This is a genomic window from Belnapia rosea (assembly GCF_900101615.1).
In the GTDB taxonomy this organism is placed as follows: Bacteria; Pseudomonadota; Alphaproteobacteria; order Acetobacterales; family Acetobacteraceae; genus Belnapia; species Belnapia rosea.
This window is the reverse complement of the sequence record NZ_FMZX01000002.1, coordinates 265,228-277,789: the sequence shown is the minus strand read 5'-3', so window position 1 is coordinate 277,789 and position 12,562 is coordinate 265,228. Positions and strand designations below refer to the sequence as shown.

The 12,562-nt window shown below is 68.5% G+C and carries 15 protein-coding genes and 1 pseudogene; 9 read left to right on the top strand and 7 right to left on the bottom strand.

Annotation, left to right across the window (positions count from 1 at the left end; translation table 11 throughout):
• Window positions 1-2 precede the first annotated feature (2 nt).
• The 3 genes and pseudogenes from BLR02_RS07440 to hemF all read right to left on the bottom strand — a co-directional run bounded on the left by BLR02_RS07440 (window position 3) and on the right by hemF (window position 2,384).
• On the bottom strand, window positions 3-983 hold the full coding sequence (locus BLR02_RS07440) for an NADPH:quinone reductase (protein WP_090662071.1): 981 nt from the start codon (window positions 981-983) through the stop codon (window positions 3-5).
• A 129-nt stretch (window positions 984-1,112) separates the two neighbouring features.
• Window positions 1,113-1,310: pseudogene (locus BLR02_RS07435) on the bottom strand ((2Fe-2S)-binding protein); the annotation flags it as partial.
• Window positions 1,311-1,493: 183 nt separating this feature from the next.
• Window positions 1,494-2,384 carry an oxygen-dependent coproporphyrinogen oxidase gene (gene hemF, locus BLR02_RS07430; RefSeq protein ID WP_090563608.1) on the bottom strand — a complete coding sequence of 297 codons (891 nt, stop codon included), beginning with the start codon at window positions 2,382-2,384 and terminating at the stop codon, window positions 1,494-1,496.
• A gap of 233 nt (window positions 2,385-2,617) precedes the next feature.
• Between hemF and petA the strand changes: the two genes are divergently transcribed.
• The 3 genes from petA to BLR02_RS07415 are packed head-to-tail and all read left to right on the top strand — an operon-like array spanning window position 2,618 to window position 5,222.
• Window positions 2,618-3,166, top strand: a complete 549-nt coding sequence (gene petA / locus BLR02_RS07425) for a ubiquinol-cytochrome c reductase iron-sulfur subunit (RefSeq protein WP_090563104.1) — start codon at window positions 2,618-2,620, stop codon at window positions 3,164-3,166.
• Between the two features lie 11 nt (window positions 3,167-3,177).
• The gene (locus BLR02_RS07420) at window positions 3,178-4,449 is read left to right on the top strand and encodes a cytochrome b (protein WP_090662068.1); all 1,272 of its coding nucleotides are present in this window, start codon (window positions 3,178-3,180) and stop codon (window positions 4,447-4,449) included.
• The gene (locus tag BLR02_RS07415; RefSeq protein WP_090563101.1) at window positions 4,449-5,222 is read left to right on the top strand and encodes a cytochrome c1; all 774 of its coding nucleotides are present in this window, start codon (window positions 4,449-4,451) and stop codon (window positions 5,220-5,222) included. The genes BLR02_RS07420 and BLR02_RS07415 overlap by 1 nt, the downstream gene beginning before the upstream one ends.
• Window positions 5,223-5,277: 55 nt before the next feature.
• Here BLR02_RS07415 and BLR02_RS30830 read toward each other — a convergent pair whose 3' ends face one another.
• The gene (locus BLR02_RS30830) at window positions 5,278-5,409 is read right to left on the bottom strand and encodes a hypothetical protein (protein WP_256336848.1); all 132 of its coding nucleotides are present in this window, start codon (window positions 5,407-5,409) and stop codon (window positions 5,278-5,280) included.
• A 122-nt stretch (window positions 5,410-5,531) separates the two neighbouring features.
• Here BLR02_RS30830 and BLR02_RS07410 point away from each other — a divergent pair, with 122 nt between their 5' ends.
• Both BLR02_RS07410 and BLR02_RS07405 read left to right on the top strand, forming a co-directional pair.
• Window positions 5,532-6,419, top strand: a complete 888-nt coding sequence (locus BLR02_RS07410) for an S-methyl-5'-thioadenosine phosphorylase (protein WP_090662065.1) — start codon at window positions 5,532-5,534, stop codon at window positions 6,417-6,419.
• A 137-nt stretch (window positions 6,420-6,556) separates the two neighbouring features.
• A complete protein-coding gene (locus tag BLR02_RS07405; protein WP_090662063.1) occupies window positions 6,557-7,531 on the top strand; it encodes a glycosyltransferase family 2 protein in 975 nt (324 codons plus the stop codon).
• Here the strand turns inward: BLR02_RS07405 and BLR02_RS07400 are convergent.
• The gene (locus BLR02_RS07400; protein WP_090662060.1) at window positions 7,487-8,248 is read right to left on the bottom strand and encodes a hypothetical protein; all 762 of its coding nucleotides are present in this window, start codon (window positions 8,246-8,248) and stop codon (window positions 7,487-7,489) included. The two genes, BLR02_RS07405 and BLR02_RS07400, sit on opposite strands and share 45 nt — an antisense overlap.
• Window positions 8,249-8,278: 30 nt before the next feature.
• Here BLR02_RS07400 and sigJ point away from each other — a divergent pair, with 30 nt between their 5' ends.
• Window positions 8,279-9,322, top strand: coding sequence for an RNA polymerase sigma factor SigJ (gene sigJ, locus BLR02_RS07395; protein ID WP_090662057.1), 1,044 nt, complete (start codon window positions 8,279-8,281; stop codon window positions 9,320-9,322).
• Window positions 9,258-9,701 carry a carboxymuconolactone decarboxylase family protein gene (locus BLR02_RS07390; protein WP_090662054.1) on the top strand — a complete coding sequence of 148 codons (444 nt, stop codon included), beginning with the start codon at window positions 9,258-9,260 and terminating at the stop codon, window positions 9,699-9,701. The genes sigJ and BLR02_RS07390 overlap by 65 nt, the downstream gene beginning before the upstream one ends.
• Window positions 9,702-9,763: 62 nt before the next feature.
• Here BLR02_RS07390 and rpsD read toward each other — a convergent pair whose 3' ends face one another.
• A complete protein-coding gene (rpsD, locus tag BLR02_RS07385; protein ID WP_090662051.1) occupies window positions 9,764-10,381 on the bottom strand; it encodes a 30S ribosomal protein S4 in 618 nt (205 codons plus the stop codon).
• A 195-nt stretch (window positions 10,382-10,576) separates the two neighbouring features.
• Between rpsD and BLR02_RS07380 the strand changes: the two genes are divergently transcribed.
• Together BLR02_RS07380 and BLR02_RS07375 are read left to right on the top strand one after the other, a co-directional pair.
• Window positions 10,577-10,789, top strand: coding sequence for a hypothetical protein (locus tag BLR02_RS07380; RefSeq protein ID WP_090563086.1), 213 nt, complete (start codon window positions 10,577-10,579; stop codon window positions 10,787-10,789).
• Between the two features lie 157 nt (window positions 10,790-10,946).
• The gene (locus BLR02_RS07375; protein ID WP_090563084.1) at window positions 10,947-11,495 is read left to right on the top strand and encodes an ester cyclase; all 549 of its coding nucleotides are present in this window, start codon (window positions 10,947-10,949) and stop codon (window positions 11,493-11,495) included.
• Here the strand turns inward: BLR02_RS07375 and BLR02_RS07370 are convergent.
• The gene (locus tag BLR02_RS07370; RefSeq protein ID WP_408735511.1) at window positions 11,492-12,298 is read right to left on the bottom strand and encodes an RNA methyltransferase; all 807 of its coding nucleotides are present in this window, start codon (window positions 12,296-12,298) and stop codon (window positions 11,492-11,494) included. The genes BLR02_RS07375 and BLR02_RS07370 overlap by 4 nt on opposite strands.
• Window positions 12,299-12,562: the final 264 nt, after the last annotated feature.

Genomic DNA, 12,562 nt, shown 5'->3' with positions numbered 1-12,562 from the left:
GGTCAGCAATCGAGGACGAGGTTGCCGATATAGGCGCCCTTCTCCACCGCATCCTGCGCCGCGGCGCAATCGGCCAGTGGCGCATGGGCGGCGACCGCATGGCGGAGCATCTCCCGCTCCAGCCAGGGCATGAGCGCACCGATGGCGATGGACCGCTGCGCCGGGGTGAGCTCGTAGACGATGAAGAAGCGGAGGGCGATGCCCCTCATGATGGCGGCGCCGAAGGTGACGGTGGCCTCCGGGCCGTTCGCGCCATAGGCGGCGCAGACCCCGCCCGGCGCCATCAGCCGCGGCAGCAACGGGGCGCTGCTCGTGACATCGACATCCACCACCCGGTCAACGCCCGTTCCGCCGGTCAGCGCCATCACACGGTCGGCGACATCCTCGGTCCGGTAGTTGATGGCATGATCGGCGCCGGCCGTCATGGCATGGGCCGCCTTGGCCTCGCCGCTGACCGTGGTGAGGACCTGCGCCGCGCCCAGCAGCCGGGCGAATTGGATGGCGTAGTGCCCGACCGAGCCCGCCCCGCCGGTGACCAATACGCGCTGGCCGGTGACACCGCCATCGGTCAGCACAGCGTGCAGCGCGGTCAGCGCCGGGATGCCGAGGCAAGCACCCTCGGCGAAATTGGTGGTCTCCGGCAGCGTCACCGCCTGCTCGGAAGGCAGGGCGATGTATTCCGCCGCCGTGCCGAAGGGGCGCTTCCACTGGCCGTTCCAGATCCAGACGCGCTGGCCGATGCGCTGGCGCGGCACCCCCTCGCCCACGGCCTCGACATGGCCGGCGCCATCGCTGTGCGGGATGACGCGGGGGAAGGCCATCGGCCGCCCCTTGCCGCTGCGGCTCTTCCAGTCGGACGGGTTCACGCCGGAGGTGGCGAGGCGGACGAGGACCTCGCCGGGCCCGGGGCTCGGCGTCGGCAGTTCGCCATAGGTGAGGACTTCGCCGGCCGGGCCTTGCCGGTCATACCAGACTGCGCGCATCGGGCGTCTCCTGCTGCTTTGCCGCCCAGCCTGGACCGAAGCCGGCGGCCGGACAACGCCCGGCCGCCGGCTTTGTGAGCCGGGCCTCAGGCCTGGCCGAGCTGCGCCTTGCTCAGCGGCAGGCTACGCACCCGCCGCATCGACCGGCAGCTGGCAGGAGCGGGTAGCCTGCCCATCCACCAGCACGGTGCAGGCGCCGCATTGAGCGATGCCGCAGCCGTATTTGGTGCCAGTCCAGCCGAGGCTGTCCCGCAGCACCCAGAGCAGCGGGGTATCGTCCTCGGCATCGACCTGATGGCTCGTGCCGTTGATGGTCAATTCGATCATGGGTCACGATCCCTACTGCAAAGGCGCCAGGGACATGGCGGACTGTGCAGGCACTGCCAGGGAAATGCGTGAGTTTCCTGGGCATCCGGGCCGGCAGGGGCAGCGAAGCCATGCTGCTGAGACTGCCGCCGTTACGTCATTGCGCCGCCCGGCCCGATGGCCGGGGTTACGCCGCCCCAACCGTCAGGGCCACTTCGCCTCGGGCGGCAGGGACATCAGGATGGCCTCGACATTGCCGCCGGTCTTCAGCCCGAACAGCGTGCCGCGGTCGTGCAGAAGGTTGAATTCCACATAGCGGCCGCGGCGGATGAGCTGGTGCTCGCGCTCGGCGGGCGTCCAGGCCTCCCGCATCCGGTGCCGGATGATCGCCGGATAGCTCTCCAGGAAGGCGAGGCCGACATCCTTGACGAATTCGAAATCGGCATCGGCCCCATGGCCAGGGGTACGGTCGCCGAGCCAGTCGAAGAAGATGCCGCCGAGCCCCCGTGCCTCGCCCCGGTGCGGCAGCCAGAAGTACTCGTCGCACCACTGCTTGAAGCGCGGATACCAGTCCGGGTCGTGGCGGTCGCAGGCGGCCTTGTAGGCGGCATGGAAGCGGGCGGCGTCCTCCTGCGACTCCGGCGCATCGAGTGCCATCGGGGTAATGTCCCCTCCGCCGCCGAACCAGGCGCGGGACGTCGAAAGGAACCGGGTATTCATATGAGCGGCCGGGACGCGCGGGTTCCGCATATGGGCGACGAGCGAGATGCCGGTCGCGAAGAAGCGTGGGTCCTCCTCGGCGCCCGGGATCTGCTTGCGGAATTCGGGGGAGAATTCCCCGTGGACGGTCGAGCAGTTCACCCCAACCTTCTCGAAGACCCTCCCCTTCATGACCGACATGACACCGCCGCCGCCGCCCTCACGCGTCCAGGCGGTGCGGTCGAAGCGGCCGGGGGGCAGGCCGGCATGGGGGCCGGTGTCGCATTCCCGCTCAATCGATTCGAAAGCGGCGCAGATGCGGTCGCGCAGGCTCTCGAACCAGAGGCGGGCAGGCTCGGCCAGGCGATGCGCGGCAGGGTCCTGGCCCGGGGGCATGGTCTCGGTCACCGATTTCCTCTCCTTGGCGCCGACGGGGCGAAACAATAGCCGGATGATTGCCCGACCAGCGGATTGCCACCCTGCATAGCGTACCTTTATATGCGGCGCAGCGCGTCAGGGGGCACGATCCATGCTTGGCGGATCCTGTCCGACCCGGCCGCGGCAATCGCATTCGGCCCTCCCCTCCCGCCCCGGGAGCAGGCGAGGGCCGAGATCAGGGACGATGAGGCATGGCCGATAGCATGGCGCAACCGGCGCCGCAGGATGGCGAGACCCGCCGGGATTTCCTGCAACTCGTGGCGGGTTCCTTCGCGGCGGTCGGCGTCGGCGCGATCGCCTGGCCCTTCATCAGCTCGATGAACCCAGCGCGCGACACGCTGGCGGTCTCCACCACCGATATCGACCTGAAGCCGATCGCGGCCGGCTCCGCCATCACGGTGGTCTGGCGCGGCAAGCCGGTCTTCGTGCGGAGCCGCACCGAGGAGGAGATCAAGTCCGCCCGAGCCACGCCGCTCTCCGAGCTGCGTGATCCGCAGGCGGATCAGGAGCGGGTCAAGAAGGACCAGTGGCTGGTCGTGATCGGCATTTGCACCCATCTGGGATGCATCCCGCTCGGGCAAAAACCCACCGATGAGCGCGGCCCCTTCGGCGGCTGGTTCTGCCCGTGCCACGGCAGCGCCTACGACACCTCGGGCCGCATCCGGCAAGGGCCGGCGCCGACCAACCTGCCTGTCCCGAGTTACGCCTTCACCTCCGATACGCAGATCCGGATCGGCTGAGGAGCCCACCCATGGCCACTGGCCTTCACAAGAGCGACTTCCAGAACCCGGTCATCCGCTGGGTCGATGCCCGCCTGCCCGTCTTCACCATGATGCAGAAGGAGTACGGGACGTTCCCCACGCCCCGTAACTTCAACTACTTCTGGAATTTCGGCGCGCTGGCCATGGTCAACCTCGTGATCATGATCGCCACCGGCATCTTCCTGGCGATGAACTACACGGCGCATACCGGCATGGCCTTCGACAGCGTCGAACGCATCATGCGGGACGTGAATTACGGCTGGCTGCTGCGCTACGCGCATGCCAACGGCGCCTCGATGTTCTTCATCGTCGTCTACATCCACATCTTCCGCGGGCTCTACTACGGCTCCTATAAGGCGCCGCGCGAGCTGCTGTGGATGATCGGGGTGGTCATCTTCCTGCTGATGATGGCGACGGCCTTCATGGGTTACGTGCTGCCCTGGGGCCAGATGTCCTTCTGGGGCGCGACCGTCATCACCAACCTGTTCAGCGCCTTCCCGCTGGTCGGCGAGAGCATCGTGACCTGGCTCTGGGGCGGGTTCAGCGTCGACAACCCGACGCTCAACCGCTTCTTCAGCCTGCACTACCTGATGCCCTTCGTGATCTTCGGCGTCGTCTTCCTGCATGTGGCAGCGCTGCACATCACCGGCTCGAACAACCCGCTCGGGATCGACCCGAAGGGTCCGCAGGACACCGTTCCGTTCCACCCCTACTACACGGCGAAGGACAGCGTCGGCCTCGTCGTCTACTTCATCGTCTTCGCGGTGCTGGTGTTCTTCTTCCCGAACCTTCTGGGCCATGCGGACAACTACATCCCCGCCAACCCGCTGGTGACGCCGCCCCATATCGTGCCGGAATGGTACTTCCTGCCCTTCTACGCGATCCTGCGCGCGGTGCCGGACAAGCTCGGCGGCGTGCTGCTGATGTTCGGCTCGATCGCCATCCTCTTCGTGCTGCCCTGGCTCGACACCTCTCCGGTGCGTTCCATGCGGTTCCGTCCGCTGGCGCGGCCCTTCTTCGCGGTGTGGTGCCTCTGCTTCCTGGTGCTGCTCTATGTCGGTGGCAAGCCGCCGGAGGAGCCCTTCGTCACCATCGCCCGGGTCGCCACGGCCTATTACTTCCTGTACTTCCTGGTGATCCTGCCGCTGCTCGGGCGGTTGGAGCGGCCGCTGCCGCTGCCCGAGAGCATCGCCCGCCCGGTGCTGCGTGGCGGTGGGCCGCTGCCGGCCGGCGCCATGAGCAAGCCGATGGAGAAGGCCTGATGTCCGGTTTCCGTAGCCTCCGGGCACTGGTCCTTGGCCTCGGGCTGATGGCGGGGGCGACCCCCGCCCTCGCCGCCGGCGAAGGGGTCAGCCTGCCGGACACCCGCTTCTCCTTCGACGGGCTGTTCGGGCATTTCGACCGCGCCTCGGCGCAGCGCGGCTTCCAGGTCTACAAGGAAGTCTGCGCCTCCTGCCATTCGATGCATTTGCTCTCCTACCGCAACCTGCGGCAGCTTGGCCTGTCCGAGGCCGAAGTGGCGGGCATTGCCGCGACGGTGCAGGTGATGGACGGGCCGAATGACGAGGGCCAGATGGTGGAGCGGCCAGGCCGCGCCTCCGACCGGTTCAAGAGCCCATTCGCCAATGAGCAGGCCGCGCGTTCGGCCAATAACGGTGCCTATCCTCCGGACCTTTCAGTGATCACCAAGGCCCGTGAGGGTGGTGCGGACTACATCCACGCCCTGCTGGTCGGCTACGAGGATCCGCCGCCCGGCGTCCAGGTGGCCGATGGCATGCACTACAACAGGTATTTCGCCGGCCACCAGATCGCCATGCCGCAGCCGATCAACTCCGAGGGGCAGGTCGAGTACCACGACGGCACCAAGGCGACGGTCGAGCAGATGGTGCGCGACGTGACCCAGTTCCTGACCTGGGCCGCCGAGCCGGAGCTCGAGGAGCGGAAGGCGATGGGCGTGAAGATCATCATCTTCCTCACCATCCTCGGCGGCCTCGCCTATGCGGTGAAGCGGAAGGTCTGGCACGACGTCCACTAAGGCCAACGCAGCCGCCGGAACGAGACGGGGCCGCCTTCGGGCGGCCCTTTGCAATTCAGCGAGCCGGTGCGTCAAGGCCCGGCGGCGGCAAAGCCGTACCCCGCTCGATGCGGCTGCTCTCGATCGGCGTGGTCGTCGGGCTGCAGGCACCGAGCAGGAGCAGAAGGCAGGCGAGGCGGGCGGTCATCCGGGACTCCTATCGGCGTATCGGCCGTCACCATGGCCTGCCGGCTGCAGCGCGGCCACCGCCGCCGGTTGATCCCGCTGCGCCGCTGGCCCAAAAGCCGCCTATCTTTCGGAGATGCACCCATGACCGACCTGATCGAACCCGTCATCGGCCTCATCGGCGGCTCCGGCCTCTATGACATCGACGGGCTGGAGGAGCGCGAGTGGCGCCGGGTGGAGACACCCTGGGGCGAGCCATCCGACGAGTTGCTGTTCGGTCGCCTTGCCGGCGTGCGCTGCGTGTTCCTGCCGCGGCACGGGCGGGGGCATCCGACGCCGCCCTCGGCGCTGAACTACCGGGCCAATATCGATGCGCTGAAACGGTCCGGCGTCACCGAGATCCTGTCCCTCTCCGCGGTCGGCTCGCTGCGGGAGGACCTGCCGCCCGGGCACTTCGTCATCGTCGACCAGTTTATCGACCGCACCTTCGCCCGAGAGAAGAGCTTCTTCGGAACTGGCTGCGTGGCGCATGTCTCGGTCGCCCATCCAGTCTGCCCGCGGCTCGGCGATGCGCTGGAGGCGGCGGCGCGCGGCCTCGACCTGCCGGTGACGCGGGGCGGCACCTACCTCGTCATGGAGGGCCCGCAATTCAGCACCAAGGCCGAGAGCGAGCTCTACCGAAGCTGGGGCTGCAGCGTGATCGGCATGACCAACATGCCGGAGGCGAAGCTCGCCCGGGAGGCGGAGCTCTGCTACGCGACCGTCGCCATGGTGACGGATTTCGACTGCTGGCACCCGGACCATGACCATGTCACCGTCGATCAGGTGGTGAAGGTCCTGTTCGGCAATGCCGACAAGGCGCGGGCGCTGGTGAAGTCCGTGGTGCCGAAACTGGGGCAGGCCCGCGGCCCCTGCCCGGCCGGCTGCGACCGGGCGCTGGACCATGCCTTGATCACCGCACCCGAGCGGCGAGACCCCGCGATGTTGGCCAAGCTGGACGCTGTGGCCAGCCGGGTGCTGCGCGCGGCCTGACGGGCCGGCCAATCCAGGCCGGCATCGGGTCTGACAGGACGGGCCGGGAGGGCGAACCTCCCTGCTCGCCAACACAAGCCCGCGAATCCGCGCAGCCGTGATGCCCCGCCTGCCATGCCGCGTGGCAGGGGTTACCCATGATGCGCGACCTCACCACCCCCGCCCCCGCCGTCTCCATCCTGACGCCGGCCTATGATGTCGCCCGCTATATCGGCGCCACGGTCGATAGCGTCCTCGCCCAGGGCTTCCCCGACTGGGAGATGCTGGTCGTGGATGATGGCTCCCGCGATGGGACGGCCGAGGTGGTGGCTGCACGGGAGGACCGGCGCATCCGTCTGATCCGTCAGGAGAATGCCGGCGTCTCCGCCGCCCGCAGCCGCGCCATGGCGGAGGCCCGGGGCGGGGCGGTGATGTTCCTCGATGCCGATGACTGGCTGGCACCGGATGCGCTGGAGCGCCTGCTGGTGGCGCTGGCGGCCATGCCGGCCGCGATCGGCGCCTATGGCGGCTATGCGGTGATGGCGGAGGAGGCGAAGCCGGGCGATGAGCCGCTGCGGCTGAAGCTCGGCCCCCTTCTCTCCGGCGACCTGCTGGAGCGGCTGCTGGTGCAGAACCTCTTCGTCAATGGCGGCCATCTGCTGCTGCGGCGGGAGGCGATCCTCGCCGCCGGACCTTTCCTGCCGCATCTCCGCTATGGCGAGGACTGGGAATACTGGATCCGCCTCGCCCTGCAGGGTCCCTTCGTCGCGGTGGAGGATGCGGAGCCGGTGCTCTTCGTGCGCGAGCGGCAGGGCAGCGCCTATCGCCGCATGGCGCATGACCCGGCCGCCTTTGCGCCGGCCATGGATGCCATCTACGCCAACCCCTTGCTCGCCGAGCGACTCGGACCAGCGGGTCTGGCGCGGATGCGCCGCCGTGCGGAGGCGGAAAATGCCTGGATCATCGGGCGGGAATTGATCCGCCATGGCGAGCGGGCAGCAGGGCTTGGGCGGCTGCGGGCCTCCGTGGCCGCGGCGCCTTCGCCCAAGCGGGCCCTGCTGCTGGCGGCAGCCCATGCCCTGCCGCTGCTACCCCGGCCGCTCCATGGGCCCTTCGTGGCCTATCCGGGCTAGCCAGGCCGACACCGCGACAAGGAGCATCCCGAGGCCAGCGGTCACGGCGACCGAGGGCATGGCGCGGTTGGCAAGGAGTATCGCCGCCAGCGCCCAGAGCAGGGCCGCGGCATACCATGCATCACCCTGGCTGCGCCGCAGCACCGCCGCACCCATCCAGGCAGCGAGCAGGAGGAGGCCCATCGCCACCAGGCTGGGATCGGTGCCGAACCAGGCAAAGCCTTCCGTGGCCGCAGCCCCCGACAGGTTGACGATGCTTGCGGCGGAGACCCAGCCCGCCAACAATCCGAAGAGCGGACGGACAATCCAACGCCAGCCTGCCCCATCGGGCGGGAAGGCAACGGCGCGGCGGAAAGCGGCCAGGGCCACCACCAGCAGGGCGAGGATGATCGCCAGCAGATGCCAGCCATTGGGCGTCAGCTGCGCCGCCACCATCCAGAGCAGCATCAGCGCGAAGGCGGCCGCCGCCGGCCTGCGCAGCCTGGCGAGCCGGGCATCTGCACGCTGGGCCGGGCGGATCTGCCAGAAGCCCCAGGCCAGGGCGAGCGCAAAGATCAGCCCCCAGATCGAGAAGGCATAGGGCGCCGGCACCACCGGCGTCCGCACGCTCTGCATCGCCCAGAGTGGATGGCCGGTGCCGAGAAGGCTCGCCAGAACGCTGACAGGTGGCAGCAGGGCGGGAAGCAGGAGGTTCAGCAGGGGTCCGATTCCGGGCATGCTCGGCAGTCTGGCAGCGGGCAGGGACGAATGCAGCAGGTGGCGGCGCCAGCCGGACTCGACCCGTTCCTTGAGCAGCGGCCACGCCTGCTCGCCCTGGCCTACCGGATGCTCGGCATGACCGGCGAGGCGGAGGAGGCGGTGCAGGATGCATGGCTACGCTGGCAGGGGGCCGAGCGCGCCGTCATTGCCGATCCGGCTGCCTGGCTGGTGACGGTCACGACGCGGCTCTGCCTCGATCGCCTGCGCCAGGCCGATACGGCGCGGCGCCGGTATGTCGGTCCCTGGCTGCCCGAACCATGGCTCGAATCGGTTCCTGCCCCGGCCGCAGGCACCGCCCCCGACCGCCGCCTGAACCGGGCGGCCGATCTTTCCGTCGCCTTCCTGCTGATGCTGGAGCGGCTTTCGGCGCCGGAGCGGGCGGCGCTGGTGCTGCGCGATGCTTTCGATGCGGATTACGCGGCTATCGCCGAGGCTCTTGGCCGAACGGAGGCGGCTTGCCGGCAGATCCTCCACCGCGCCAGGGCCCGCCTGCAGGAAGCCGGGCCCAGCCGCCAACCGGCCAGCTCCGCCGAGCACCAACGGCTACTCGGCGCTTTCCTGGCTGCCGCCCGGTCGGGTGACCCGGCCCGGCTGATGCGACTGCTCGCCGAGGATGCGCGCTGCCTGACCGACGGCGGCGGCAAGGTGCGGGCGGCGCTCAATCCGATCGTCAGGCGGGACAAGGTGGCGCGCTTCGTCGCCGGGGTGATGCGTCATCTGCCGGACGGCCTGCGGTTCCGGCCGATCACCGCCAATGGGCAACCAGGGCTCGCCATCCTGCTCGGTGGGGAGGCCTGGGGCCTGCTCAGCCTCGAAGTGGCGGATGGACGCATCCAGACGGTCTACATGCTGCGCAATCCCGACAAGCTGGCAGGAATTATGCCCGGACCTGTCACAAGTGGCGGGGGCGATCCGTCCTGGAGGCAGCGGGTGGCGAAGCCACCTGCCCAACCGAAGGGACGCACCGATGAGCCTGAGACTGAATCCCGCCGAAGCGCACCCAACCCTCTACAAGGCCCTGATCACGCTTGAGGGGCATATTCGCCAGAGCGGCCTGCCGCATGGGCTGATGGAGTTGGTGAAGACCCGCGCCTCCCAGATCAATGGCTGTGCCTTCTGCATCGACATGCATGGCCGTGATGCGATGAAGACCGGCGAGACGCCGCTGCGGCTGCTGCTGCTTTCCGCCTGGCGCGAATCCTCGCTCTACACGACGCAGGAGCGGGCTGCGCTGGCCTGGACCGAGGCCGTCACCCTGCTGCCGCAGACGGCAGCCCCGGATGCGGATTACGCTGCGGCCGCCGAGCATTTCAGCCCAGCCGAGTTGATGTCGCTGACGACGTTGATCGGAATGATCAACCTGTGGAACCGGCTGGCCGTCGGCTTCCGCCTGCAGCATCCGGCACACTGACAGAAAAAAGGCCGGGTCTTGCGACCCGGCCCCCGATCCTCGGTGCAATCCGAGCGATGCGCTTACCGGGAGTAGAACTCGACGACCAGGTTCGGCTCCATCTGCACCGGATAGGGCACGTCGGAGAGCTTCGGCGCCCGGACGAAGCGGCCACGCATGGCGCGGTGGTCGATCTCCAGATACTCCGGCACGTCGCGCTCGCCGCTCTGGACCGCGTCCAGCACCACGGTCATCTGCTTCGACTTCTCCTTCACCTCGATCAGGTCGTTGTCCTTGACCTGGTAGGAGGGGATGTTGAGCCGCTTGCCGTTCACCGTGACATGGCCATGGTTGACGAACTGCCGCGCCGCGAAGGGCGTGACGGCGAGCTTCATGCGGTAGATCACGCAGTCCAGCCGCCGCTCGAGCAGGGCGATCAGGTTCTCGGAGGTGTCGCCCTTGCGGCGCACGGCCTCCTCGTAATACTTGCGGAACTGCTTCTCGCCGATGTTGCCGTAATAGCCCTTCAGCTTCTGCTTCGCCATCAGCTGCACGCCGAAGTCGGTCGGCTTCTGCTTGCGGCGGGCGCCATGCTGGCCGGGGATGGTTTCGCGCTTGTTGATCGGGCTCTTGGCCCGGCCCCAGAGATTGACCCCGAGGCGGCGGTTGATCTTGTACTTGGATTCGAGACGCTTGGTCATAGGCTCACGCGTTCCGCCCCGGTGCCCGGGTGCGGCCTTCCGCTTGCGATGTTGTCCCGGTAGGCCCAAGCCCGGAACGGGCAAGGACGGGCACATGGTCCGAAACCATGTCCACGTTCCCAGGAGGAGGCCGGCGCTATAGAAGCGCAAGGCCCCGCTTGTCAAACCCTGAAGCGGGTGCCTATTCCCCTCTCCATGGTGACACGCGCTGATATCCTCCTCCTTGGCCTTCAGGCCGGCGTCATCAGCTGCCTTGTCGGCGGGCTGATGTTGGGCATTGGCCTGGGGCTGGTGGTGCAGAATGCTCATATTGGCTGGTTGCTGGCGCTGCCGGCAGCGCCGGTCGGTGGGCTGATCGGCTATGCCATGGCACGGCGACTGGCGAAGCGCTTGCCGCCGGCTGAATGACAAGTTTCAAAATTCACCACTTCTAACTGCCGGTAGGCAGGGTGCCGAGCCAGGAGGCGCCCAAGGTGGTGCTCGCCCTGCCGCCCGAGGGCTTGAGACTTCCCTCGGTCCCTGCCCTCTGCTTCGCTGAGGTCCAGCGAACAGGAGAGGCTTTCCCATGCCCGGCCATGACCTCGTCGCGCTTTGGGAAGCGCATTGCCGATACGAATTCGAGACCCGCGACGTGGAGGCGACCATGGCCTCCATGGTCGCCGAGCCCTATGTGAACCATGTCCCGACCATGACGGGCGGCGTCGGCCACGACCAGCTCAAGCGCTTCTACAAATACCATTTCATTGGCGCCAACCCGCCGGATACGGAGCTGGTGCCGATCAGCCGCACGGTCGGCGAGAGCAGCATCGTGGATGAGATGCTGTTCCGCTTCACCCATACCTCCGGCATCGACTGGATGCTGCCCGGCATCCCGCCCACCGGCCGCCGGGTGGAGGTGGCGCTGGTCGCCATCGTCCAGTTCCAGGGCGACAAGCTGGTGCATGAGCACATCTACTGGGATCAGGCTTCGGTCCTGGTGCAGGTTGGCCTGCTCGACCCCAAGGGCCTGCCGGTGGCGGGCGCCGAGGCCGCCCGCAAGGTGGTCGACAAGACGCTGCCGAGCAACGCGCTGATGGGCGACGATTGGGCGCGGAGCGAAGGCAGGCCGATCTAGTCGAGATCCGGCCGTCCCCGCCGCATCCGGCCCTGGGAAAGCTCCGTCACCACGCCATGCAGGGTGCGGAGCTCCTGCTCCGTCACCTCGCCGCGCTCGAACCAGTGGCGGAGGTTGCGTACCATGTTCGCCCGCTTCTTCTCCGGCTCCAGGAAGCCTGAGGCATCGAGCTCGCTGATCAGCCGGTCGAGAAAGCCTTCCAGCAGGCCCTTGGTCGCAACGGGCGTGCCGTTGGTGACGAGCTTGCGCGGGGCGGTCGGCTCCGTCGCGGTCCACCATTCATAGGCGAAGATCATCACCGCCTGGGCGAGGTTCAGCGACATATGCGCCGGGTTCAGCGGGTAGCGGACCAGCGTATCGGCATGGGCCATGTCGTCCGCCTCAAGGCCCGCGCGCTCGGGGCCGAACATCACGGCACAGCGCAGGCCACGGCCATTGATCTCCCGCACATCCTCGGCGGCGGCGCGGGCGGTGCGCAGCGGCTTGATCATGTGGCGCGGGCGCGGGCAGGTCGCGAAGACCCGGTGGCAATCGGCGAGCGCGCTCGGCACATCCGGGAAGACCTGCGCCGCCTCGAGGATGGCATCCGCCCCGGACGCGGTCCGCCAGGCGCGGTCCTGGGGCCAGCCATCGCGCGGCGCGACCAGGCGCAGGTGGAACAGCCCGCCATTGGCCATGGCCCGCGCCGTAGTGCCGATGTTATCGGCGAGCTGCGGGCGGACCAGCACGACGATGGGGCTCTCGCCCGGCACCGGCTGCAGCTTGGCGGCATCCTTGCCGCCACGGGTCCAGGCGTCCGGCACCACGCGATGGATGCCGAGGGCGAAGGCCAGCGGGGCGCGCAGGCGCCACCCCTCCCCGGTCCGTTCCGCCAGCAGGGCGAGCGGCTCCTCCGGCAGGTCGGCGTCGAGGGCTGCGGCGAATTCCGCGGCGAGGGCACGGTATTCGGCAATGGGCTGCCCCGCCGCCTCGGCCAGGTCGGCTTCGGTGGCGGTGCAGTCCGGCGCGTCGAGATGGGCACGGAGCCAGGCGCGCTTCGGGTCGGTCAGGGCGATGCGCTTCAGCGC

Coding starts and splice junctions, on each gene's coding strand:
- BLR02_RS07440 (WP_090662071.1), bottom strand. CDS start 983: ATGCGCGCAGTCTGGTATGACCGGCAAGGCCCGGCCGGCGAAGTCCTC.
- hemF (WP_090563608.1), bottom strand. CDS start 2,384: ATGCCCCCGGGCCAGGACCCTGCCGCGCATCGCCTGGCCGAGCCTGCC.
- petA (WP_090563104.1), top strand. CDS start 2,618: ATGGCCGATAGCATGGCGCAACCGGCGCCGCAGGATGGCGAGACCCGC.
- BLR02_RS07420 (WP_090662068.1), top strand. CDS start 3,178: ATGGCCACTGGCCTTCACAAGAGCGACTTCCAGAACCCGGTCATCCGC.
- BLR02_RS07415 (WP_090563101.1), top strand. CDS start 4,449: ATGTCCGGTTTCCGTAGCCTCCGGGCACTGGTCCTTGGCCTCGGGCTG.
- BLR02_RS30830 (WP_256336848.1), bottom strand. CDS start 5,409: ATGACCGCCCGCCTCGCCTGCCTTCTGCTCCTGCTCGGTGCCTGCAGC.
- BLR02_RS07410 (WP_090662065.1), top strand. CDS start 5,532: ATGACCGACCTGATCGAACCCGTCATCGGCCTCATCGGCGGCTCCGGC.
- BLR02_RS07405 (WP_090662063.1), top strand. CDS start 6,557: ATGATGCGCGACCTCACCACCCCCGCCCCCGCCGTCTCCATCCTGACG.
- BLR02_RS07400 (WP_090662060.1), bottom strand. CDS start 8,248: ATGCCCGGAATCGGACCCCTGCTGAACCTCCTGCTTCCCGCCCTGCTG.
- sigJ (WP_090662057.1), top strand. CDS start 8,279: ATGCAGCAGGTGGCGGCGCCAGCCGGACTCGACCCGTTCCTTGAGCAG.
- BLR02_RS07390 (WP_090662054.1), top strand. CDS start 9,258: ATGAGCCTGAGACTGAATCCCGCCGAAGCGCACCCAACCCTCTACAAG.
- rpsD (WP_090662051.1), bottom strand. CDS start 10,381: ATGACCAAGCGTCTCGAATCCAAGTACAAGATCAACCGCCGCCTCGGG.
- BLR02_RS07380 (WP_090563086.1), top strand. CDS start 10,577: ATGGTGACACGCGCTGATATCCTCCTCCTTGGCCTTCAGGCCGGCGTC.
- BLR02_RS07375 (WP_090563084.1), top strand. CDS start 10,947: ATGCCCGGCCATGACCTCGTCGCGCTTTGGGAAGCGCATTGCCGATAC.